Raw genomic sequence first — 22,802 nt, 5'->3', positions numbered from 1 at the left:
GCACGGAAGTCTACAGGCTGCTTCCCCTTCTCCGAAGTTCCTTCCGCGAAACCAACACCGGCTCGCGCCGAGGCCGCGCCAGCCACAACGCCAACATCACCAGCCCCACCGCCCCGGACGTGGTTCCGCTCGTACTGCACCCGAGGCCCCGCCCATCTTCACCCGGCTCGAAGGTCAGGGATGACACCCCACTCGTCCCGAGGGAAATCGGTGTGATGGCCTGCCCGAGCACCTGCTGCGAGCCCGCGGGCGACACCGTCGCGCCACACTCGGACGCGGTGCCGTACACGCGGATGCGGAACGAGCTTCCTGGATTTCCGGAGATCAGCGCGGCGAGCCACGTGTTTCCGCCCAGGGTGACGTCACGCGCCACGAGCGCCACGGTGGGCTTGAAACGGGACGGGTCGACGATTTCACGCCCATCCAGCCACACCCACCCGGACGTGGCGCGCTCGCCGCTGTAGCCATTGTCGACACACATCACCCCGGCGCCCTTGCCGTGGAAGCCCAGCGAGACGGCGTTGGGCTGTCCCGTGGTGCGCGCCACCTCCAGCGCGGCGAGCAGCGGCGTCTTGCCGGGCTGCTTGCACACCTCCTCCGCGCTCCGGGGCGGCGTGGGCGTGGCCGTGGGCGCGACGTCGCACGGTCCATCCCGGGGGAGCTGGAAGGTGAAGCTGTGCACGTCGAAGTCACCGTTCTTCGACACCGTCCACACGACGCGCACGGTGCCGTCGTCGGACACGCTCAGGTCGTTGAGGTTCTCGTTGTCCGGCGAGTCGGTGAGCAGGTACAGCGTCTGCGTGTCGAGGTTGTACAGCGCGATGTCGAAGTCGCCCTTGGTCGGGTCCCTCCGCTCGAAGGCGATCAACGAGCCGCTGATGCTGGGGTTCGCATCCAGTCCCGGCAGCGCGAGCCGCTGCTCGGTGCCACCGTTCACCGGCTTCCAGTAGATGTCCCGGTCCGAGACCCCGTCGACGGTGCGCGTGCTCGCGTAGACGACGAGCTCTCCGTTGGTGTCCGGCTGGGACTCCTCGCCCTCGCTGCCGGTGAGCGCCTGCGAGTAGAACGCGGCGCCCTCCCGCCGCGCGCGCCAGATGTCGCACTGCAGGCCCTCCGCGTTGCACTTGGCCCAGACCACCGTCTGGCCGTCCGGCGCCACCGCCGGCGTGCGGTCCAACATCCGGTCCTCGGTGAGCCGCGTGAGCGTGCCCTGGTCCAGGTCGTAGAGGGCGATCTCCGGCTCGAGCGTGCTGCCCGTGAAGCCGAAGTCCTGCCACGCCACGGTGCGCCCGCCGATGACCGCCGCCCTGCGGCTGCTGCCCGGCTGGGGCGCCAGCTCCCGCGCCGGCAGCCCCGCGCCCACCTGGTACGTGTAGATGGCGCTGGAGGCGCTGACGCGGGTGAAGACCACCGTGTCCCCGCTGATGTCCGAGACGAAGTCGAACGCGCCCTCGTTGGGGATGGCCGCGTCCTCGCCGGACACCAGGTCGTGGTAGCGGATCTCGCTGCGGCCTCCGGACTCGTTCGTGTACGCGACCAGCGCGCCGCTCACGTGCGGGTCCGTCTGGTCTCCGGGGCTGTCGTTCACCACCTTGGCGAAGCCGGACAGCGTTCCCACTTCGGGGGTGTCCGCGGAGGCCAAGGCAGGGAGCAGGCACGTCACGAGGGACAGAGCGCGCAGCATCGGAAACCACCTTCCCGGAAGGACGCTGGAACCACAGACCCATGCCCGCACAAGGCAGCAGTGGGCCCGGAGTCCTCCCCGGAGCTGGTTCCCCACGGCAACCACGGCCGGCCTTGCTTCGGGCCCCGCGGCTTTGCGCACCAAGGCTTTCGCCCTGGATTGCCCTTGAACAGGAATGACTTCGCGACGAAGTCTAGGGAGACCCCCTGCCAGGGGTCAAGCCGACCGCCTGCCAGGACGCTCGGGGTTTCAGGGGCTTGAATCGTTCGCCTGATTCCAGATGTCCGAGTCCGTCTTCAACGGCGGCGGGCGCGTGTCGACGATGACCTCGGCCTGCTCGCGTTGCTCGACACGACCGACGCCCACCGCGCGCACGTCCACGGTGTTGGCGCCCTCGCGCAGCTTCACCTTGCGCTCGAAGCGGCCCTCCGCGTCGGCGAGCACGCGCACGTCGTTGACCTGCACGCGGCTGCCCGGCGTCGTCTGCCCCCGCACGAGCAGCTCCTTCTCCCGGCGCGTGCGCTCGGAGGGCCAGTCCACCTTGAGCAGCAGGCTGGTGGGGACGGCCGCGGGCTCGGACGGCGCCTGGCCGGGGCGCACCACGGACTGCTGGCCCGCACGGACGATGACGACCTTGCCCTGCCCCAGCAGCGTCACCTCGCCCTCGCGCGTGCCCACGGCCACGGTGCCCTGGCCGTTGTTGCTCATCGTGAAGGCACCGGACTCGTGCAGGGTGGCCACCGCGTCGCTCTGCGCGGCCTTCACCTCGAAGGTGTGGCGCTTGCCGGGGCGCACCACGGCGGTGGCCATGCCGCTGGCGAGCAACAGGCGCGACGCGGACTTCGTCAGGTCCTCCACGGACACCTCGGTGCCCGGGTCCATGCGGAACTCCACCGCCTCGCCGCCGATGAGCACGGCGTACGAGCCGTCCTCCGTGCGCACCTTGTCGTGGCGCCTCAGCGCCATGCCCACGGACGCCTTGCGCCACGCGCCGCTGCCCTCCTTCACCTCCACCGTGCCGGTGACCTCGGTGAGCTCCAGCTCCATCGCCTTCTCCACCACCGGCGCCACCACGGGGACGACGGGCGGGGGCGGCGGCGTCGGCGGCGCGGGAGGCTGGCGCAGGAAGAGGAACCAGCCCAGGGGCAGGGCCGCGAGGATCAGCACGAGGCCGACGTAGAAGGGCGTCTGGCGCCGATGAGTGCGGGGCTCGGCCATGGAGTCCTCCTAGCTATCACAGGCCGCGTGGGATGCTCAGGCCCTCGGCAGCTCCACGGTGAAGCAGGCCCCCTGCCCCACTTCCGAGCGGACGCTGAGTGTTCCTCCCGCCTCCGTCACGACGCGCCACGACACGCTCAGGCCCAACCCCACGTTGGACCACACATCCTTCGTGGTGAAGAAGGGCTCGAAGATGCGCGGGCGGATGTCCGCGGGGATGCCCTTCCCCGTGTCCTCCACCTCCAGGAACGTGCGCCCGTCGCGCTCACCGGTGCGCAGCGTGAGCCTGCGCGTGGGGGACTTCATCATCGCGGTGCGCGCGTTGGACAACAGGGCCAGCACCACCTGCGACAGGTGGCCGGGATCCGCGCGCACGCGGCCCATCCCGGGCGCGAGCTTCGTCTCGAGCGTCACGCCGTCGCTGAGGATCTGGTGCTCGGTGAGGCTGAGCGCATCGCGCACCACGGCATTGAGGTCCACGGGGCGCAGGTCCGGACGCTCGCGCTGCTGGGAGAAGCGCAGCAGGTTCTGGGTGATCTCCTTGCAGCGCTTGGCGCTCTGCTCGATTTTGCGCAGCGTATCCAGGTCGGGGTCCGCGGAGCCGCGGTCCAGCATGAGCAGCTGCACGTTGCCGAGGATGCCGGCCAGCGGGTTGTTGATTTCGTGCGCCACGCCCGCGCCCAGCTGTCCCACCGCCGCCAGCTTCTGCGCCTCGAGCAGCTGGGCCTGGGCGCTCTTGAGCTCACCCGTGGCCTCCTCCACGCGCACGCGCAGCTCGTCGTTCCATCGCAGCATCCGCGCGCGCGCCGCCTCCAGCTCCGCGCCCATGCGGTTGAAGGTGTTGGCCAGCTCGCTCAGCTCGTCCTGCCCCTCCACCTTCACGCGCTTGTCCAGCTCCCCCCGGCCGAAGGCCTCCGCGCCCTGGACCACGTCCTCCAGCCGCCGGTTGAGCCGCCGCGTGAAGAGCGCGCCCAGGCCCAACAGGACGAAGAGCGCGCCGCCGATGGAGAAGAGCACCGTGCGCCGCATGGCCCGCACGGGCGCCAGCGCCGCGGCCTCGTCCACCTCCACCACCACGTCGAAGCGCAGGCCTCGCGACACGCGCGCCACGCTCACCCGGCGCGGCGGGTCTTCCAGCCGGAAGCTGCGCACCACGTCCGGCTCCGGCGCCGTGGGCGCGAGCAGGTGCGCGGCGACCTCCGGCGAGAGCGTCACCATCCGCCGCTCGGGCTCGGAGCTGGCGAGCACCCGGCGCTCCTCGTCCACCAGGTCCACCCGCCCCAGCGCGCCTGGAGGACGGCGGCGCAGCGCGGCCTCCAGCGGACCGAAGACGACCTCCGCCAGTGCGAACGGCGCGTCCTCGCCCTCGGCCAGCTTCACGGCCACGGCCACCGCCGCGCGGCCGCTCTCCGCGTGCACGTACGCGCCGCCGAGCGCCGCCTGCCCCTTGCCGCCGCCCCGCAGCTGCTGCACGGGCACCGAGCCCACCATCCGCTCGAGCCCCGTTTCACGGAAACCGGGGTGCCCCTCCGTATCCCGGGGTCGGAACACGGGCGCGCCCACCGGCTGGCCCCGCGCGTCCAGCTTGAGCACGGCGCTCACGGCCTGGGACTGGCCGTAGAGCAGCCGCAGACCGCCCACCGTCTCCGCCTCCGTGGCGGCCTGCCAGTCGATGAGCTCCGCGGAGCGCGCCAGCGCGTCCACCACCTCCATGAGGGTGGAGCCCACGGCCTCCGCCGCCGCGGCGGCCTGCGTGCGCTGCTCCGCGTCGATGCGGGCGACGAGCTCCGCCTCCGCGCGCGACAGCAACAGGAAGCCGACGGCGGCCAGCGGCAACACCGTCGCCGCGAGCATGAACAGGACCAGCTGCTGGTAGAGCCTCACCCGGCGACGGAGCGTACCACCTGCTCGCGGTCACTGCGCAGGTAGACGGAGCCCTGGATGGCCTTGGCGCGCTTCTTCATGTCAGCCGCCCGCCGGGCCAGCTCCGCGTGGTCCTGGGTGCCGTCGGTCATCACCGCGACGATGGACACGCTCATGATGGGGAAGCGCCGGCGCTCCCCGAAGCGGTCCTCCGCCTCGATGTGCCCCCGCTCCCGGTCCTGCCTGTCGTAATAGAGCGGGATGATGCGGTCGAAGGTCTCGATGGCCGTCTGGCACACCCGGTCCACCGACTCCGGCGAGGCGATGAAGACGAAGTCGTCCCCGGCCACGTGGCCCAGGAAGTCCCCGGGCACGCCCTCCTGCGCGAAAATCTCACGCATCAGGTCGCCCGTCTGACGCACGACGCCGTCCGCCTTCGCGAAGCCGTAGTAGTCGTTGTAGGCCTTGAGGTTGTCCAGGTCCAGGTAGCAGAAGGCGAAGGGGCGACGGGCGATGAGCCGCCGCTGCACCTCGCGTTCAATCGCGGTGGAGCCCGGCAGCTGCGTCGTCGGCGAGGCCGACAGCTCCTGCTCCTTGCGGCGCAGCACGCTCTCCACCCGCGCGCCCAGCTCCAGCGCGTCGAAGGGCTTGGTGAGGTAGTCGTCGCCGCCCAGCTTCAGCGCGCGCACCTTCGAGGACGTCTCCGCGCGCGCGGAGATGAAGATGACGGAGATGTGACCGCTGGCGCGCTCGGCTTTTATCTCCTCGAGGAAGAGGAACCCGTCGCCATCCGGCAGCGTGACGTCCAGCAGGATGACGTCCGGCCTGCGCTCGCGCAGGGCGCGCCGGCCCTCCTCCAGCGAGCCCGCGACCGCCACGTCGAAGCCGATGTTTTCCAGCACCTCGCGACAGATGGCGGAGATCTTCGAGTCGTCGTCCACCACCAGCACGCGCCCGTGCGCCGGGCCCGCGCGGCCGCGCACCAGCGAGTCCACCGTGGCCAGCAGCTTGTCCGGCGTCAGCGGGCGCACCAGGAACGCGTCGGCGCCGGCGCGGAAGGCGCGCTGGCGCTCGTCGAACGCGGACGTGAGCAGCAAGGGCGCGCGCCGCGTCTCCGGGTCGTGCCGGAGGATCTCCGCCAGCCGCAGGCCGTCCACGTCCGGCAGGCGCACGGACACCAGCACCATGTCCGGGTGGTGCTTGCGCGCGCTGGACAGGCCCTCCTCGGCATTGAACGCGAGCCGCACCTCGTAGCCGCGCGCGGACATCAGCGCCTTGGCGATGTAGCCCACCTCGTGCTCGCCCTCGATGACCAGCACCCGCCCCCGGCTCTCGCGCCGCTTGGGGGACTGGGCCTCGGCGGCGTCGTCCGACTGCCGCAGCTCCGCGGGAGGCTCGGTGGGCAGCACCGCCATGAAGCGCACGCCGTCCACGCACGGCTCGCACCAGATGCGCCCGCCGTGGGCCTCCACGATGTTGCGGCAGATGGCCAGGCCCAGGCCCGTGCCGCGCACGGTGCGGTTGGCCTTGGTGCGCGCCTGCTCGAAGCGGTCGAAGATGCGCTCCAGGCTGTCCTCGGCGATGGGGTCTCCGCTGTTCCAGCAGGAGAGCACCACGTAGCCGGGCAGGCTGGACGTGGCATGCAGCTCCACGCGCACCTCGCCGCCCTCGGGCGTGAACTTCACCGCGTTGTTGAGCAGGTTGTTGAGGACCTGGTTGAGCCGGTTCGGGTCCGCGATGACGCGCAGCGGGTGGCGCGGCAGCCCCGGCGTCACCTTCACGCGCTTCTCGTCGAAGGCCGGGCCGTACTTCTCCACCACGCGCTGGACCAGCTCGTCCAGGTACGCGACCTCGAAGTTCATCCGCAGCCGACCCTTGGCGAACTTCGACAGGTCCAGCAGGTCGTCGACGATGGTGTTGAGCTTCTCGGTGGAGTCGCGCGCCAGCGACAGGTAGCGGCGCTGCCGCTCGTTGATGTCGCCGGCCATGAAGTTGAGCACCAGGTCCAGCGCGCCGGAGATGGACGTGAGCGGCGTGCGCAGCTCGTGGCTCACCATGGAGACGAACTCGTCCTTGCGCTCCTCCAGGCGCTTCTGGTCGGTGATGTCGCGCAGCACCACGCACACCCCGCGCAGCGTGCCGCGCGCGTCGCCCACCGGCGTGGTCGTCGTCTGCACGTGCCGGTCGAAGAGCTTCACCTCCTCGCGCAGCACCTGCGTGCCGCTGTACTCCCAGCCGCGCACCAGGTGGAACGGCTGGAAGCCCAGGCGCTCCTCCATCATCCGGCTGGTGTGCTCCGCGGGGTCGTCCCCCACGTGCAACAGCCTTCGCGCCGCCGGGTTCATCACCACGATGTCGTTCTTCTCGTCGGTGAGCACCACGCCGTCGGCCATGGACTCCACCATCCGCTCCATGCGGTGGCGGGCCTCCTCCTCGGCCGAGCGCAAGGACTGGATGGCGTCCGCCGTCTGGTTGGCGAGCACGTCCAGCAGCACGCCGTCGTCCTCGGTGAACGCGTCCGAGCGCTGGCTGAACAGCGACAGCATGCCCACCGGACGCCCGCCGGCCACCAGGTTCACCGTGAGCTGGCTGGGGTAGACCGCCGGCGCCGCCGCGTCCTGCGTCGTCGTGCCCGCCACGCGGGTGATGACGCGGTCCTCCGGAAGCAGCAGGCCGGAGCTCTTGCGGTACGCGCCGAGCATCGACTCCTTCACGCCCAGCAGCGCCTGCTCCCCCACCGTGCCGTGACAGCGCAGCCGCAAGGTCGCGCTGCGCGACTCGTCCGGGGCGATGAGCGCCGCGCCGCAGTCGTACGGCAGCACCCTGGCCACGGCGATGAGCACGCGGTCGATGATGTTGTCGTAGCTGGCCGGATCATTCGCGCTCGCGCGGCTGACCTCGTAGAGGACGAACAGGGCCTCCACGCGCTGGTGGAGCTGGCGGATGAGCCGCTCCTTGTCGCGCCGCAGCTGCGTGTACTCCACCGCGTTCTTCACGGTGATGAGCAGGTCGTTCACGTCCCAGGGCTTGGTGATGTAGCGGTACACCTGCCCCTGGTTGATGGCCGCGATGAGGTCATCGGGGTCCGTGAAGCCCGTGAGCAGGAGCGTGGTGACGTCGAAGCCCTCGGCGCGTGCCGTCGCCGCCAGCTCGATGCCCGTCATCTCCGGCATCCGCTGGTCCGTGACGAGCACGTCCACCGTCTCCCGGCGAAGCACTTCCAGCGCGGCCTGCCCGCTCAGGGCCGTGAGCACGCGATACCGGCGCTGGAACATCCGGGTGAGGATGTCCAGGACGTCGGCCTCATCGTCGACGAAGAGCAGCGTGTGGCGGAGTTCGGACAAAGCGGGCGGAATTGTACGTCGAGTTCGTCCACTCCCCTCAAGAACTGAGAATGCCGAAAAGATGGGCACGCACTCCAGGTGCGCGGTGGGACACTGAACGAATTGACTCTACACGTCTGTTCAGGGAGAGTGGACACTGAAAGCCTGTTGCCTGGGCAACCGCCCTGTAGCAATCAGGCCCGCCGAGCGAGGGAGCGCATGGAAGAGCTGACGGACCGCCAGCGCGAGATTCTCAGCTTCATCGTGAAGGAGACGGAGACTCGCGGATTCCCGCCCACCATCCGGGAGATTGGCGAGCACATGGACATCCGCTCCACCAACGGGGTGAACGACCACCTCAAGGCGCTGGAGCGAAAGGGCTACCTGAACCGGGGCGAGCAGCAGAGCCGCTCGCTGGTGCCCACCAAGCGGGCCCGGCTGCTCTTGGGCCTGGGCGCCAAGCGCGACGCGGGCATGGTGGAGGTCCCCCTGCTGGGCAAGGTGGCCGCCGGCGCGCCGCTGCTCGCGCAGGAGCACATGGAGGACTCGGTCAAGATCGACAGCTTCCTTTTGGGAGGCGTCAACGGCCGGGAGGTCTTCGCCCTGCGGGTGAAGGGCCAGTCCATGATTGACGACGGCATCCACGACGGCGACTACCTCTTCGTGAAGAAGACGCCGGCCGCCCAGCCGGGCGACATCGTGGTGGCGCTCATCGAGGACGAGGCCACGGTGAAGCGCTACTACCCGGAGGGCGACCGCATCCGCTTCCAGCCTGCGAACGCAACCATGCAGCCCATCTACGTGAGCCGCACGGAGTTCCGCTCGACGATGATCCTGGGACTGGTCGTCGGCGTGTACCGGAAGATGCAGGGCGGACGCGCGTAACCGTGGCCCCGTGAGCTCCTGGGCTCCCGCAGGGAGCTCAGGGGCACTTCTTCTGGGTGGGGTCCGCGGCCAGCACGCGGGCACACGCGGTCTGCTGGAGCGCGACGTCCTTCAAGTCTCGCGCGAGGCGCGCCGTGGTGAGGTGGAGCTCCGCGTCCTTCGCCATGTCCTTCTCGGCGCTCAGGTTGCCGAGGATGCGCAGCGCATCCGACTTGCGCTCCATGGTGACGAGCAGGTCCGCCAGCTCCCGCAGCTCGCGCACGTCGTTGCCCTGCACGGTCTCGAGCGCGGCGGCGAGTTCCTGCTCCGCGCCCTCCTTGCTCTTCATCGCGAGCTGGATGCGCGCCAGCGCCACGTGGACGATGGCGCGGTCCTTCACGCGCAGGGATTCCTTGTACGCGGCGATGGCATCGCCCGGCTTGTCGAGCTGCAGGTGGATGGTGCCGACCAGCTCCCACAGCGTCGGGTCTCTCGGGGACTTGCTGGCGGCCTCCTGGTAGGCGGCGGCGGCCTCGGGCAGCTTCTTGGCGCGCACGAGTGAGTCCCCCAGGGTGGTGAGCACGCCCACGGTGCGCACCCCCTCGTTGACGGACTTCTGCGCCAGCGCCAGGATTTCCGGCTCGCGCCCCTGCTTCGTCAGCACGTCGACGGCGCGCAGGATGAGCTCGGACTTCGCCTCGAGGTGGGAGGCGACGTTGGCGGCGAGGATGAAGTGGCGGACGGCCTCCTCGTGCTCGCCCTTCTTGAAGTGGATTTCGCCCAGCTGCTCCAGCGCGTTGGCGTCGTTGGGGTACAGGCCGATGGCCTTGCGCAGCGAGCTCATGGCCTCGTCGGTGCGGCCCAGCTGGGCCTGGACGAAGCCCAGGCGGCTCCAGTTGGTGGAGCGCTTGGGCTCCAGCTTGAGGGCGGCCTCGAACTCGGTGGCGGCCTCGGAGATCTTCCCCATGGAGAGGTAGACCTCGCCTCGGGCGGCGGGCAACCGGGGGTCATTGGGGGCCAGCTTCTGCATCTCGTCGAAGGACGCGAGCGCGGCGGTGAACTGGCCCTGGAGGTACTCGGCGGTGCCCTTAATGTAGAGGCCCTCCGCGTGGTCCTTGGGCGTCACCGTGGGGCGCTCGTCGCACGCGGCGGCGGCGAGCAGGGCAATCAGCGGGAAGGCGCGCAGGCGCTGGAACATGAGGGGCTCCGAATCCTAGAAGTGGTACGCGATGCCCAGGTTGAGGTCCAGATTGAGGCCATCGCCGAGCTGGGATTCCGCCAGGCCGAGCACCGCCTGGGCGACGTTGGTGCCCGCCTCCAGCTGGACGCCGACGTGGCCGGCGATGAGGTACTCCAGGCCGATGAAGCCCACGACGGTGGGCAGGGGGCCGGTGGACTGGAAGATGCCGAAGTCGCCGAAGGACAGCTGCACGCCCAGGCCGAAGCCCCAGTACGGGCGCAGGGACTTCTCCACGTTGTGGTAGTGGCGCGCGCCCACGACGCTGGGCAGGACGTTGAGGCCGCCCTTGGCGCCCTCGGTGGTGGACTGCACGTAGGAGAAGCCCACCTGGATGAAGCCGAGCCACTCGGGGTGGAACCAGTAGCCCACCTCCACGTCGGCGCCCGGGTTCAGGGTGGCGAGCTTGTCGACGAAGTTGTTGTTGATGCGCAGGCCCAGGGACAGGCCGCCGCCGCCCGTGCGGGGCGCGCCGCCAATCAGCGGTCGGGCACCGTGGTTCTCGCCGGGGTTGACGAGCTCGGCGACCAGCGCGTCGGCGATGGCGTAGACGGTGGGGAACAGCGTGTCGGCCTCGGGGGACTCGGCGCGCGGCTTCGCGAGCGTCAGCCCCGCCTCCGTGTCCACCAGCCGGGCGGTGAGCAGGTACGAGTCGCCGAAGCGGTCCACGCGGCCGGACACGACGTAGCGCGCGCCGGTGAGGGTGGCGAGCTGCTGGAGGCACGGGCCGACGTCGCATGTCTCGAGCTCGGCGAGCTGGCGGCGGCGCTCGGCGTCGAGGGACGCCTCGATGTCGCGCTGGGAGATGACCCAGAGGCGGGGTGACTCGGCGAGGCGCGCGGTGATGAGCGAGGTGACGCCCGTCACCGAGTCCCGCGCGGAAGGATTGGAGTCGAACGCGAGCACCGCGACGCTCATCGGCGCTTCGTCTGGAGCGGGAGCGGACGGCGCGGTGACGGCGGGAGCTTCGGAGGCCGGAGGCGTTGGGGCCGAGCCCACCTGCGGAGCCTCGGGGGGCGGCACCGACGCCACGGGGGACTGTGCCCACGCGGAGGGAGCAAGGACGAGGAGGACCACGAGCTGGGCGAAGACGCGCGACACGGCGCGGGACTCTACCCTTCCCCGGCCCCCACCCGGAGGGCCTGCCCGGTCTCGATGGAACATTCTCACGGGAACCCGCCCCCAGCAGGCGACGAGGCGAGCCCCGCCCTCCCCGGCCAGGCGCTCACAGGCTGGGCATCGGCCCCAGGTAGTCGAGCGGGTCCACGGGCTTCCCATCCAGCCGCAGCTCGAAGTGCAGGTGCGGACCGGACGTCTTGCCCGACTCCCCCACCGTCGCGATGACCTGCGAGCGGCGGACCTTCTGCCCCGTGCGCACGCGCAAGTCGCGGTTGTGCGCGTACAGCGTGATGAGCCGGTTCTCGTGCTCGACGATGACGATGTTGCCGTAGCCGCGCTGCTCGCCGGCGTAGAGCACCGTGCCCTCCTGCGCCGTCTTCACCGGCGTCCCCGAGGGCGCCGCCAGGTCGATGCCGTCGTGCGGCTCGCGCCCCTTCTTCCCGAATCTCCCGTACAGGACGCCCTTGAGGGGCCAGTCGATCATCCCCTGCGTGGCCAGCCGGGGCCGCGCGCCCGGACGCGACACGGGTCGACGCGGCGGCTCCTCGCGCCGCGCCACCACGGGGCCTCCGCGACGGGGCGGGGTCTCCACCGAGGTACGCACCGGCTCCGGGTCCGCCTCCGCCGCGATCGTTTCCGGCGCATCCACCGGCACGCGCCGCTCCACGCCCGGAATCGTCAGCTCCTGGCCCACGGCCAGCGAGCGCACGTCCTTGATGCCGTTGGCGGACTTGAGCTCGTCCACCGTGAGCCCGTACGTCTTGGCGATGCGGTACACCGTCTCGCCCGCGGCCACGCGGTGGCGCACGGCCACCAGCTCCGGCTCGTCGTGCGAGGACCGCAGCGCGAACGGGAACGCCCCCGACTTCGGCGGTGGCGCTTCGCCCGACGCGGCGGACGCACCGGCTCCGTCACCCGAGACGGCCTGCGACCTGGTCTCCTGCACCAGCGAGAGCTCCGTCCCGGAGGAAGACGCCCGGGGGCCCACGCAGCCCGTCACGACGACGGTCGACAGGAGGAACAGGAGCGCCCTGGCCGCTCGGATGCAGATGCCGGGCCTCAACGCTAGGCACCATCCGGCTCGTGTCGGGCGAAGCCCTGGAGGTTCCACCCTCCCAGGTCCTCGAGGCGACCATGGTCCGTCAGGTCCAGGTGCAGCGGCGTCACCGACACCCGCTTCGCCAGGTGCACGGCGTTGCAGTCGCTGCCCGGGATGTCCTCGTGCTGATAGTCGCTGCCGCCAATCCAGTAGTACTTCCGGCCGCGAGGGTCCTCCTTCTCCACCACGCCATAGCCGTACGAGTGGCGCCCCAGCCGCGTGACGCTGTAGCCCTCCGGCTCCACCCCACCCGGGATGTTCACGTTGAGCAGCATCCGCTTGGGCAACGGACGCGACAGCGCCTCCGTCACCAGCGCGCGGGCGAACCGGGCCGCGGGCGCGAAGTCGAACGTGCCCCGCGCCACGAGGCTGAACGCGATGGCGGGCACCCCCAGGAGGGCCCCTTCCATCGCCGCCGCGACCGTCCCCGAGTAGGTGACGTCTTCGGCCAGATTCGAACCGTGGTTGATGCCGGACACCATGAGCGTGGGGCGATCATCCTTCAGGAGATGGACGATGGCCAGATAAGCGCAGTCGGTCGGCGTCCCGTCGATGGCGAACCACCGCTCCCGGACCTCCTTGATGCGCAGGGGGCGGTGCAGGGAGATGGCGTGGGACGCGGCGCTCTGCTCGCGGTCCGGCGCCACCACCCAGACCTCTCCCAGCGGCGTCACTGCCTCCACCAGCGCCTGGAGTCCCTCGGAGAAATAGCCGTCGTCGTTGGATACGAGAATCCGCGGTTTCCGCATGGCCGCGCGGTTGTAGAGGAGCCCTCCGGAGTGGGCAAGCACACTCGGGGACCGCGCTGCTACAGTGTCCACCCGCCGAATGCCGCCGCCCCGTCGCCGCAATGCCCCTCAGGGGCCTGATCCGCTCCTCGCCCAGCGACGCAGGGGCGCCCTGCTGGGACTCGCCGTGGGCAACGCCCTCGCGGTGCCCACCGCGCACCGGCCCCTCCACGCGCCCGCCTTCCCCACCCTGGCGGACGGCATCTACACGGCGATGTCCGGTGGAGGACCCCAGCAGCTGCGCAAGGGCCAGGTGACGGAGGAGGTCCACCTGGCCTGCGCCCTGGGCCACAGCCTGCGGGACTTCAAGCGCTACGACGCGGCGGATGCCCTGCGCCGCTACCGCGCCTGGCAGCCCCACGCCTTCGACGTCAGCGAGCCCCTCAAGGAAGTGTTCGAGGAGTGCCAGTCCGGCCTGCCACCGCTCGGCGCGGGCCGCCGCGTGTGGCTCCGGGGCCACCGCAAGGCCGTGGGCGCCGGCAGCCTCGCGCGCGTCGCCCCCGTGGGCGTCTACCTGGCGAGCGACCCGAAGGCCCGCACCCAGGCCTCGCTCGAGGACTCCGCCCTCACCCACTACGACCCACGCTGCCAGCTCGCCTGCGCGAGCCTCACCGCCGCCATCGCCAAGGCCGTCACCAGCGGCGCGGAGCTCAAGCTCGAGGATGTGCTCACCGCGGCGGAGTCCGGCCTGCTGCTCGCCGGCGCGGCGCTCGGCCGCTCCGCGCCCGACTACGTCCAGGAGGTGGCCTTCGCCCAGCAGCTGCTGCGCGAGGACCTGGCGCGCGCCCGGGACGACGACCCGCGCCTGTACGGCCCGGAGCTGCACGTGCACCGCGCCCAGCACGCCATCCACGTCGCCTTCCGGCTGGCCTTCTGGGAGCTCCTGCACGCGCCCACCGCCCAGGCCGCCCTCATCGACGTCATCCACCGGGGCGGCGACACCGAGGTCCACGGCGCCGTCACCGGCGCGCTGGTGGGCGCCTTCCACGGCGAGGAGGCCCTGCCCGCCGAGTGGCGGAAGCACGTGCTGGAGGCCCTCTCCACCCAGAAGGGCCCCCTGTGGGACGTCTACCACCCCCGCCACCTGCTGGGGCTCGCGGCCACCTGAGGGCCGTCCCCGCCCGGGCTCAGGATGCACGAAGCCCGCGGTGGACCGTCCTCATCGGGACGTCCGCCGCGGGCTCCTGGCCACACGACGCGGCCATGGGGCCGCGTGAGGTTGTCTCTTCACGAGAGCATGTCGATGACCACCACGCCCCGCTGGGGCTTCTCTTCCTCGGTCTCCGTCCGTCGCCGAGGGCGGTCGTCCGGCATGGGCAGCGGCAGCTCCACCACGGGCCTGTCGTGGTCCTCGCGGCGGCGCTCGCGGCGCTTGATTTCCTCGATGATGAAGGCGTCGAGCATGGGTCTTCCGTCTCCCCTCAGCCTACGTACCCCGATGTACGCCCGCCGTCCCGCCCGAAAAGCGCTTCGACTTCCACGACACTCAGATGCAAATTAAGAACCCCGGTTCCGCACTGGGTACGCTGCCGCCATCTCGCACGGTTGCTCGTCCGCCATCCGACATCAGGGCCAGGGGAACCGTGGCATAGATGTCATGGACATCCGAAACTTCCGGTCGGGATGGTGTTGATTCTAATGCCCTCACGACGGCCCGCAAGCAGACCCTTCTCGGGCACACGTCGCCCTTCAGGGAGGTCAGCCTCCCTGCTGGAAGGGCTCGCCCGCCTGCCTGCCGCGTGACAGGCGGGGTCAACGTCCGGCAAGGGGTCCGGGTGGACCCCTGACTCAGGGCGACTCCGCGCGCTTCTTGAAGGCGTCCAGCATCTTGGGCAGCGAGGTGTCCACCAGGGCGTTGACGACGGCCTTGGGCACGAGCAGCCCCAGGGCCATCTCCACGTTGTAGGTCGCGCGCGTCTTGCCCTCGCCCTCGGCCTCCAGCAGCCAGCTGCCCTTGTTGTCCTTCATGACCTCGCCCTCGATGAAGGTCCAGGCCATGCGGCGCGGGCGCTCCTCCACCACGCGGATGGAGTAGCGGACGGTCTTCATCACGTCGACCTTGTAGTGGACGTCGACGGTGTCGCCCTTGCGGTTGGCGGTGCGGATCTCCTTCACCTCCGGGAGGAACTCCGGGTAGCGCTCGTACTGCGTGATGACGTCGAACACCTTCTCGATGGGGGCGTTGATGACGATGGTCCGCGTGGCGCCAGGCATGGTGTTGGTCTCCGGAAGCGTCGAGGGGACGGCCTAGATGGAAGCGTATCCCGGCTTCTTGTCGAACTTGTGCAGGGACTGGATGAAGCGCACGGTGCTCGTCTTGCTGCGCATCACCACCGAGTGCGTCTCGCAGCCGCCGCCGAAGAAGCGCACGCCCTTGAGGAAGTCGCCGCTGGTGACACCCGTGGCCGCGAACATCACCTCGCCCCGGGCCAGCTCCTCCGCCGCGTAGATCTTCGCCATGTCGGTGATGCCCATCTTCTTCGCGCGCTCGACTTCGCCCGCGTTGCGGGGCACCAGCCGGCCCTGCATGTCGCCGCCGGTTGCGCGGATGGCCGCCGCCGCGATGACGCCCTCGGGGGCGCCGCCGGTGCCCATCAGCACGTCCACGCCCGTGCCCTCGAAGCACGTGGCGATGGCGCCCGCCACGTCACCGTCCTCGATGAGCCGGATGCGCGCGCCCGCGGCGCGGATCTCCTTGATGAGGTCCTGGTGCCGCTCGCGGTCCAGCACCACCACGGTGAGGTCCGACACGTAGACCTTCATCTTCTCCGCGATGGTACGCAGGTTCTCCGTGGGGCTCTTGCGCAGGTCGATGGCGCCCCGGGCCTTGGGGCCCACCGCCAGCTTCTCCATGTACGTGTCCGGCGCGTTGAGCAGCCCGCCCTTGCTGGCCATGGCCACCACGGTGATGGAGCCCGGACGGCCGTAGGCGCACAGGTTGGTGCCCTCGAGCGGGTCCAACGCGATGTCCACCGCGGGGTCACCGTCGGCGCGGCGGCCCACCTTCTCGCCGATGTAGAGCATGGGCGCCTCGTCGCGCTCGCCCTCGCCGATGACGATGGTGCCGTCGATGTGCAGCGCGTCGAAGGCGCGGCGCATCGCGTCCACGGCGGCCTGGTCCGACTCGTTCTTGTCCCCACGGCCCATCAGGCGGGCGGAGGCGATGGCCGCCATCTCGGTGACGCGCACCACCTCCATTGCCAGGTTGCGATCCATCTTCTGTGCTCCTTCAAGGTCCTGCGTTCGGATTTTCCAGCAGCCGGGCCACGGACTCCGGCAACCGCGTGGGCTTGCCGTCGCGCCCCACGCACGCGTGGAGGGTACGACCGGTGCACAGCAACGTGCGCGGCTCGCCCTCGCGAAAAAGCTCGTAGGTGAACACGACCGAGGCCCGCCGCAACTCGCTCACGCTCGCGCGGATGACGAGCATGTCGTCATAGCGCGCGGGCGCCTTGTACGCGCAGCTCGCCTCCGCCACGGGCAGCATCAACCCGGAGCCCTCCAGCTCCCGGTAGCTGCCACCGCGCGCGCGGAAGAACTCGCTCCGGGCGAACTCGAAGTAGCGGAAGTAGTTCGCGTAGTACACGACACCCATCTGATCGGTGTCGCCGTAGATGACGCGAAGTCGGGCCTCGACCATGAGGGCGCGGACCGTAGCAGGGGGTGGGCGCCTGCGTCCAAGCCGCGACGTACCTTCTGGATTGCATCCACGCGGCCGGGCAGTGCAGCTTCTCGGACGTATGATTCGCGCCCTCGTCCTGACCGCGGTGCTGGCGTCGCTCCCCGCCGCCGCGCGTCCTCCCCGACTCACCCTGCTCATCACCGTGGACGCGCTCGGCAGCGACGTCCTCTTGCGCAACCGGCCCCGGCTCCAGGGCGGCTTGGGTCAACTGCTCGACAGTGGCGCCTACTTCCCGTACGCGCGCTATGGCTACGCGAAGTGCCGCACGGCGCCGGGCCACACCACGCTGGCCACCGGCGCCAACCCGTGGCGCCACGGCATCGTCGACAACCGCTGGTGGGACCGGGCCTCGGGCAAACGGGTCTATTCGTTCGTGGACCCGGCGCACCCGGTGCTGGAGGCCGCGTCCAAGCCGGGCCAGGACGCGAGCCCCGTCAACCTGATGGCGGAGACGCTGGCGGACCGGCTGCGCATGGCCACGCAGCAGCGCGGCAAGGCGGTGTCGATGTCGCTCAAGTCCCGCTCGGCCATCGCCATGGCGGGCCGGCTGGGTCAGGCGTGGTGGTTCGACGAGGACAGCGGCAAGTTCGTCACCGGCACCTGGTACGCGAAGGAGTTCCCGCAGTGGCTCCAGCAGTTCAACGCGCGCAAGCTTCCGGACCGGTCCTTCGGCAAGACGTGGGAGCTGTCGCGTCCGCGCGCCGAGTACGTGGGCGAGGATGACCTGCCCCACGAGGCGGACTCGTACGGCCTGGGCCGCGTGTTCCCCCACCCGCTCACGGGCGGGTTGAAGGCACCGGGGACGGACTTCTACAAGGCGTTCGGCGTGTCCCCGGACTCGCACGAGTTCCTCGTGGAGGCGGCCAAGGCGGCCATCGCCGGTGAGGGCCTGGGCAAGGACGCGGTGCCAGACCTGCTCATGGTGAGCTTCAGCGGCACGGACAACGTGTTCCATGAGTACGGCCCGTACTCGTGGGAGATGCAGGACACGGTGCTGCGGTTGGACAAGGCCCTGGGGGAGCTCATCTCCGCGGCCGAGCGCGCGGCGGGCGGTCGCGCCAACCTGAGCATCGCACTGGTGGCGGACCACGGCGGAGCGGCGGCGCCCGAGGAGTGGGCCGCGGCGGGACTGCCCGCTCAGCGGATGCACCCGAAGGCCATCAGCGAGGGAATCACGGCGATGGTGAAGGAGCGCTTCGGGCCGGACGTCACCGTGGCGATGGAGGAGCTGGACGTGTACCTGGGGGGCCCCGCGCTGACGTCGGGCAAGGTGGATGGGGCCCAGGTGCGGCGCGCGGTGGTGGACTGGCTGAAGAAGCAGCCCATCGTGGTGGCGGCGGTGACGCGCGAGGAGCTGTTCTCCGCGCCGGACCCGGCGGGCCACCTGGCCACGCTGCGCAAGGGCTACTACCCGGAGCGCAGCGGCGACGTGCTCTACATGCTGGCCCCCTTCCAGGTCGTCTATTACGACGCGCAGGGCAGCACGCACGGCTCGCCGTACTCGTACGACTCGCAGGTGCCCGTGGTGTTCGCGGGCAAGGGCGTCAAGCCGGGCACGTACATGACGGAGCTGGACCCGGTGGACGTGGCGCCCACGCTCGCGGCGCTGATGGAGATGGGCATGCCCGCGTCGACAGAGGGCAAGCCCCGAGCGGAGATCCTCACCGGCAAGTGACGCGAGTCCCCGGTCCTAAGTAGGTCGCCGGAAGTTCCGAGACAAATGCCGGTCGCATGCGCATTTTCTGGACCATGCGACCGGCAAGGAGCCCTGCCGAACTGGGGCTGACAGCAGAGGACAGGCGGAAGCTGGAGCATGCGCTGCGAAGCGTGCGCGACGCCCGCCACTTCCGTCGACTACTGGCAGTGAGACTCCTCGCAGAGGGCAAAGGCCCGGGCGAGGCTGCGCATCTGGCAGCCCTGAGCCGGCCAGCCGTCTACTTCTGGCTGGAGCGCTATCTGGCGCAGCGTGACCCCGAAGCGCTGCGAGATGCCCCGCGGCAGGGGCGGCCGAGGAATGCGCCGCGCCTGACGGCCGAGCGCCTGCGCGAAGTCGTCCGAGGCAGCCCAGAGAAGCAGTCCTGGGCGAGCCACGGCTGGACGGTGCCGCTGCTGTGCACGCACCTGAAGCGACAGGGCATCGAGGTGTCGCCCCGTACACTGCGCCGCCGGCTGCACGAGGCGGGCCTGGCGTGGAAGCGGCCACGGTACGTGTACGCCACGGCGGCGCCCCATCCAGGGCAGAAAAAGGGGGCCTTGTCCGCCGTCTGAAACGGCTCAAACGCCTGTTCCCCCGGGCCGTGCTGCTCGTCATGGACAGCACGGTGCTGCGGTGGTTTCCGCCGCTGCGCGCCGCCTGGGCCCCCAGGGGAGAGCAGGCCGTGGTGCCGATTACAGGCGAGAACGCCAAGCGCACACTGTGGGGCGCCATCAACCCTCGCACCGGCAAGCGCGTGCTGCTGGCAACCCAGCGCGCCAGACGCGAAGACTTCATGGATTTTCTGCGCGCCCTGCGTGCCGCCTACCCCGGTCGCCCTCTGCTGCTGGTGTTGGACCGCGCCAGCTGTCACACGGCCCAGAAGTCCCAGCAGCTCGCCGCTCGCCTCGGAATCCACCTGCTGCTGTTGCCCAAGCAGCGCTCAGAACTCAACTGCATGGACCACTTGTGGCGCTCCCTGAAGCAACGCGTTTCCGCCAACCGTCAGTACCCCACGGTCGAGCAGCACGTCGGCGCCGCCATCCGATGGGTGCTGGGCCTTTCTGCACGGGACGCCCTCCGCAAGGCCGGCTGCCTCGCCGAGGGCTTCTGGCTACGCGATTTGTTAGAGAACTTCTGGCGACCTACTTAGGGGGTCTTCGCGATGAGCTTCTGGACGGCGTCGAGCTCCGCCTCCACCGACTGACGCTGGGTGGAGAGCTGCTGCAACTGGAGCTCGAACGCCTTGTCCACCTGCTGGATGTTCGCGATGCGCGACTCCAGCGTCCGTCCCTCGCGCGAGCCAGGTGGGTGCTTCGCCGCCAGGTTGGACAAAACGCCAATCAGGTGGCTGAGCTGGTTGCGCGACTGGAGGATGTGCTGGGCCTGGAGCTCCAGCTCGGACTTCTTCGTGGTCAGCACCGACAGTCGCGCCTGCGAGGCCGCGAAGCCGGTGCGGGGCACGCTGGCCGTGGGCTGGAACGCGTCCTTGGGAGACGCGCTGGCCCTCGCCGGTGTCGGCGCCAGGGGCTTCGGGTCAGGCGGACGTGCGGGGACGGACGCCTTCGGCGGAATGTCCGGCAGCCCTCGGGCCCCGGGCTTCTTGGGAAACTTGATCATGGTCGGCTGGGGGATGACGGCGCGACGCTGGCCCTACGCTTCGAATCTTCACATCACGACATTTCCCGGCAACGCCCGCACACCACGAATGCCCACCACGCGACACCCTCGCCGCCCTTCGGAACGAGGATGAGGCCGACGCGTCCGTGGATCAACTTGTGGTCGCGAGGAACCGGTCCAGGACGCCATTCACCCACACAGGCGCATCGAGCTGGAGCCAGTGTCCGGTGACGGGTTCCACCTTCAGGCACGGCAGCTCGGACACCACGTGCTGGTACGCGTCCGGGCCCTGGTTGTGCGCCGTCACCACGGACAGCTTGGGCCCGGGGTAGGCCCGCAGCGCCGTCACCGGGTCGAACTTCAGCAGCGCGCCCAGTCCGGAGCGCACCGCGCGCTGCGGGGTTGCGCGCAGGCCCGCGAGCACCTGCGCCCGGACCTCCTCGCTGGACGGCGCGAGCATCGGCGCCCAGTACTCCTCCACGACGGACAGCCACGCGTCCGAGCCCAGCACCGCCATCAACCCCTGGGCCTGCTCGGCGGGAATCTGGCGACCGTCGGAGGCGGGGTCCAGCAGCAGCAAGCCCGCCACGCGCGAGGGGTTCGCCGCCGCGTACGCCGCGCACACCGCGCCGCCCAGGCTGTGTCCCACGAGCACGAACCGCTCCAGCTTCAACCCATCCACCACCGCGGCCACATCCGAGGCGAAGTCCTCGACGGTGGCATCCGCGGCCTGCGTGAGCTCGGACTGGCCGTGGCCGCGCAGGTCCAACGCGAGCGCGCGACGCGACGTGCGCAGGTGCTCCAGCTGCGAGCGCCAGTGCTTCGTGCTCCCGGCGCTCGAGTGGACGAACACCACCGGAAGCCCACCCACGCCACCATCATCCACGTACAGCTCACCTGCCGTGCCCTTCATGACGACCTCCAGGAATCGAGAGCGCGTCCAGCCGCGCCATGAATCCTTGAGTACGCCCCATCCCTGTCAGAATCTGTCACCAAATGACACGAGTCAGCCGAGTGATGCGTCTGGTGGACTTCCTGCGGGGGCGCGAGGCCACCACCGTGGGGGAGATTGCCTCCGCGCTGGAGGTGAGCGAGCGCACCGTCCACCGGGACCTCGCCACGCTGCGTGAGCAGGGCCTGCCCATCGCCAGCGACACGGGCCCGGGAGGTGGCGTGCGCCTGGAAAGGGACAGGGGCGTCACCGCCGTCCACCTGTCCGTGGAGGAGGTCGTCTCGCTGTGGCTGATGGCGAGCCTGTCCTCGACGGGGAGCGCGCTGCCGTGGGGGGACGCGGCGCGCTCGGGGCTCGACAAGCTCTTCGCCAGCGTGCCGAAGGAGCGCGCACGCGGCATGCGCGAGCTCTGCCGACGCGTGGTGGTGGGGAAGCCCGCGACGGAGCGGGTGCTGGCGGAGCTGGGGACTCCGCCCCGGGAGCTGCTCGCCGTGTTCGAGCAGGCCTTCCGTGAGCAGGTGTGCCTGTCCTTCGACTACGTGGACCGGCATGGGAAGAAGAGTCGCCGGTGCGTCGAGCCGCACGGGCTGCTCGTCGAGGCGCCCGTCTGGTACGTGCTCGCGCGCGACGTGGAGAAGTCCGCGGCGCGGATGTTCCGGATGGACCGCATCCAGCGGCCCCGCCGCGTGCCCGGGCGCCACTTCACGCCAGACATGGAGGGGCTGCAGGCCCAGGCCCTCGCCCAGAAAGGCAAGGGCCCGGAGCAGTGACGCTCAGCCCTGCGTGGGCGTCGCGCGCGGACGACGCGGCTTCTTGGTGCTGGTGATCTCCAGCGACAGGTCCATGGCCCGCGCCGAGTGCGTCAGCGCGCCCATGGAGACGAAGTCCACGCCCATCTTCGCCAGCCGGGGCAGCCGGTCCAGCGTGACGCCGCCGGAGACCTCGAGAGGCACGCGCCCCCCCGCGAGCTTCACGGCCTCGCGAATCTGCGCGTCGTCCATGTTGTCGAGCATCACCACGTCCGCCCCACCCTCCAGGGCCTCCGCGAGCTGCTTGAGGTTGGTGACCTCGATTTCAATCTTGCACAGGCGCGGGCCATTGGCCTTGGCGCGCTTGAGCGCCTCGGAGATGGAGCCGCCCACCGCCGCGATGTGGTTGTCCTTGATGAGGACGCCATCGAAGAGGCCGAAGCGGTGGTTGGTGGCGCCGCCCATGCGGACGGCGTCCTTGGCCAGCACGCGCATGCCCGGCGGCGTCTTGCGCGTGTCCAGCACCTGCATCTTCGAGCCACGCACCGACGTCATCGCCTGCTGAGCCAGGGTGGCGATGCCGGCGGCGCGCTGCACGAGGTTGAGCGCGGTGCGCTCGGCGGCGAGCAGGGAGCGCAGCCGCCCGTGACACCGGGCGGCCACGACCTTGGGTTTGATCTCCTGGCCGTCCTGGCGGACCAGCTCCACCTCGACGTCCGGGTCGACCTTGTGAAAGACGCGCGTGAAGGCCTCCAGCCCCGCGAGGACCAACTGCTCCTTGGCGACCAGCTCAGCGCTTCCCTCCGCGTCGGGAGGGATGAGCGCTTGCGAGGTGACGTCTCCCGCCGCCCCCAGGTCTTCGTCGAGGGCGAGGTCGATGAGCCGATCCAGGTAATCCTGCTGCACGTCTC

General features: G+C 70.3%; 21 protein-coding genes and 1 riboswitch. Of the genes, 6 read left to right on the top strand and 15 right to left on the bottom strand.

Annotated elements, in window-relative coordinates:
- Nucleotides 1-10 precede the first annotated feature (10 nt).
- From VZQ01_RS36315 to VZQ01_RS36300, 4 genes are all read right to left on the bottom strand, one after another.
- Nucleotides 11-1,684, bottom strand: coding sequence for a TolB family protein (locus VZQ01_RS36315; protein ID WP_426745941.1), 1,674 nt, complete (start codon nt 1,682-1,684; stop codon nt 11-13).
- A gap of 93 nt (nt 1,685-1,777) precedes the next feature.
- A riboswitch (cyclic di-GMP riboswitch) is annotated at nt 1,778-1,858 on the bottom strand.
- A gap of 75 nt (nt 1,859-1,933) precedes the next feature.
- Nucleotides 1,934-2,902: a FecR domain-containing protein gene (locus tag VZQ01_RS36310; RefSeq protein ID WP_223752009.1), complete on the bottom strand. Its 969-nt coding sequence runs from the start codon at nt 2,900-2,902 to the stop codon at nt 1,934-1,936.
- A gap of 36 nt (nt 2,903-2,938) precedes the next feature.
- The gene (locus VZQ01_RS36305) at nt 2,939-4,786 is read right to left on the bottom strand and encodes a sensor histidine kinase (RefSeq protein ID WP_223752010.1); all 1,848 of its coding nucleotides are present in this window, start codon (nt 4,784-4,786) and stop codon (nt 2,939-2,941) included.
- Nucleotides 4,783-8,109: a response regulator gene (locus VZQ01_RS36300; RefSeq protein WP_248546046.1), complete on the bottom strand. Its 3,327-nt coding sequence runs from the start codon at nt 8,107-8,109 to the stop codon at nt 4,783-4,785. The genes VZQ01_RS36305 and VZQ01_RS36300 overlap by 4 nt, the downstream gene beginning before the upstream one ends.
- 198 nt (nt 8,110-8,307) lie before the next feature.
- Between VZQ01_RS36300 and lexA the strand changes: the two genes are divergently transcribed.
- Entirely contained in the window at nt 8,308-8,973 is a 666-nt protein-coding gene (gene lexA, locus VZQ01_RS36295) for a transcriptional repressor LexA (RefSeq protein ID WP_046714584.1), read from the top strand.
- A 37-nt stretch (nt 8,974-9,010) separates the two neighbouring features.
- Here lexA and VZQ01_RS36290 read toward each other — a convergent pair whose 3' ends face one another.
- From VZQ01_RS36290 to surE, 4 genes are all read right to left on the bottom strand, one after another.
- Nucleotides 9,011-10,150: a tetratricopeptide repeat protein gene (locus VZQ01_RS36290; RefSeq protein WP_426745940.1), complete on the bottom strand. Its 1,140-nt coding sequence runs from the start codon at nt 10,148-10,150 to the stop codon at nt 9,011-9,013.
- Between the two features lie 15 nt (nt 10,151-10,165).
- Entirely contained in the window at nt 10,166-11,290 is a 1,125-nt protein-coding gene (locus VZQ01_RS36285; RefSeq protein WP_223752013.1) for a hypothetical protein, read from the bottom strand.
- Nucleotides 11,291-11,414: 124 nt separating this feature from the next.
- Nucleotides 11,415-12,371 (bottom strand): peptidoglycan DD-metalloendopeptidase family protein, encoded by a 957-nt coding sequence (locus VZQ01_RS36280; protein WP_223752014.1) that lies wholly within the window; start codon nt 12,369-12,371, stop codon nt 11,415-11,417.
- 2 nt (nt 12,372-12,373) lie between these two features.
- The gene (surE, locus tag VZQ01_RS36275; RefSeq protein WP_223752015.1) at nt 12,374-13,156 is read right to left on the bottom strand and encodes a 5'/3'-nucleotidase SurE; all 783 of its coding nucleotides are present in this window, start codon (nt 13,154-13,156) and stop codon (nt 12,374-12,376) included.
- Between the two features lie 79 nt (nt 13,157-13,235).
- On the opposite strand from surE, the gene VZQ01_RS36270 reads away from it, so the two are divergent.
- Entirely contained in the window at nt 13,236-14,303 is a 1,068-nt protein-coding gene (locus tag VZQ01_RS36270) for an ADP-ribosylglycohydrolase family protein (RefSeq protein WP_426745939.1), read from the top strand.
- Between the two features lie 119 nt (nt 14,304-14,422).
- Here the strand turns inward: VZQ01_RS36270 and VZQ01_RS36265 are convergent, their stop codons facing one another.
- The 4 genes from VZQ01_RS36265 to VZQ01_RS36250 form a co-directional block, all read right to left on the bottom strand.
- On the bottom strand, nt 14,423-14,599 hold the full coding sequence (locus VZQ01_RS36265) for a hypothetical protein (RefSeq protein WP_194869062.1): 177 nt from the start codon (nt 14,597-14,599) through the stop codon (nt 14,423-14,425).
- Nucleotides 14,600-14,983: 384 nt separating this feature from the next.
- Entirely contained in the window at nt 14,984-15,409 is a 426-nt protein-coding gene (locus VZQ01_RS36260; protein ID WP_223752017.1) for a type II toxin-antitoxin system RatA family toxin, read from the bottom strand.
- Nucleotides 15,410-15,442: 33 nt separating this feature from the next.
- Nucleotides 15,443-16,411: a class II fructose-bisphosphatase gene (glpX, locus tag VZQ01_RS36255; protein ID WP_223752018.1), complete on the bottom strand. Its 969-nt coding sequence runs from the start codon at nt 16,409-16,411 to the stop codon at nt 15,443-15,445.
- Between the two features lie 13 nt (nt 16,412-16,424).
- Nucleotides 16,425-16,835, bottom strand: coding sequence for an acyl-CoA thioesterase (locus VZQ01_RS36250; protein WP_223752019.1), 411 nt, complete (start codon nt 16,833-16,835; stop codon nt 16,425-16,427).
- A 100-nt stretch (nt 16,836-16,935) separates the two neighbouring features.
- On the opposite strand from VZQ01_RS36250, the gene VZQ01_RS36245 reads away from it, so the two are divergent.
- The 3 genes from VZQ01_RS36245 (at nt 16,936) to VZQ01_RS36235 (ending at nt 19,723) form a co-directional block, all read left to right on the top strand.
- Nucleotides 16,936-18,552 carry an alkaline phosphatase family protein gene (locus tag VZQ01_RS36245; RefSeq protein ID WP_223785623.1) on the top strand — a complete coding sequence of 539 codons (1,617 nt, stop codon included), beginning with the start codon at nt 16,936-16,938 and terminating at the stop codon, nt 18,550-18,552.
- A gap of 188 nt (nt 18,553-18,740) precedes the next feature.
- On the top strand, nt 18,741-19,145 hold the full coding sequence (locus VZQ01_RS36240) for a helix-turn-helix domain-containing protein (protein ID WP_426744686.1): 405 nt from the start codon (nt 18,741-18,743) through the stop codon (nt 19,143-19,145).
- Entirely contained in the window at nt 19,067-19,723 is a 657-nt protein-coding gene (locus VZQ01_RS36235; protein ID WP_223786110.1) for an IS630 family transposase, read from the top strand. The genes VZQ01_RS36240 and VZQ01_RS36235 overlap by 79 nt, the downstream gene beginning before the upstream one ends.
- Here the strand turns inward: VZQ01_RS36235 and VZQ01_RS36230 are convergent.
- A complete protein-coding gene (locus VZQ01_RS36230) occupies nt 19,720-20,190 on the bottom strand; it encodes a hypothetical protein (RefSeq protein WP_141323839.1) in 471 nt (156 codons plus the stop codon). The genes VZQ01_RS36235 and VZQ01_RS36230 overlap by 4 nt on opposite strands.
- Before the next feature lie 151 nt (nt 20,191-20,341).
- Entirely contained in the window at nt 20,342-21,103 is a 762-nt protein-coding gene (locus tag VZQ01_RS36225) for an alpha/beta fold hydrolase (protein WP_426745938.1), read from the bottom strand.
- A 104-nt stretch (nt 21,104-21,207) separates the two neighbouring features.
- On the opposite strand from VZQ01_RS36225, the gene VZQ01_RS36220 reads away from it, so the two are divergent.
- Entirely contained in the window at nt 21,208-21,912 is a 705-nt protein-coding gene (locus VZQ01_RS36220) for a helix-turn-helix transcriptional regulator (protein ID WP_223752027.1), read from the top strand.
- Nucleotides 21,913-21,915: 3 nt separating this feature from the next.
- Here VZQ01_RS36220 and nadC read toward each other — a convergent pair whose 3' ends face one another.
- Nucleotides 21,916-22,797, bottom strand: a complete 882-nt coding sequence (nadC, locus tag VZQ01_RS36215) for a carboxylating nicotinate-nucleotide diphosphorylase (RefSeq protein ID WP_174816738.1) — start codon at nt 22,795-22,797, stop codon at nt 21,916-21,918.
- Nucleotides 22,798-22,802 lie beyond the last annotated feature (5 nt).

This window comes from Myxococcus faecalis, assembly GCF_050039385.1.
GTDB lineage: Bacteria > Myxococcota > Myxococcia > Myxococcales > Myxococcaceae > Myxococcus > Myxococcus fulvus.
The sequence above is the reverse complement of the archived record's forward strand: the minus strand, read 5'-3'. Positions and strand labels throughout refer to the sequence as shown.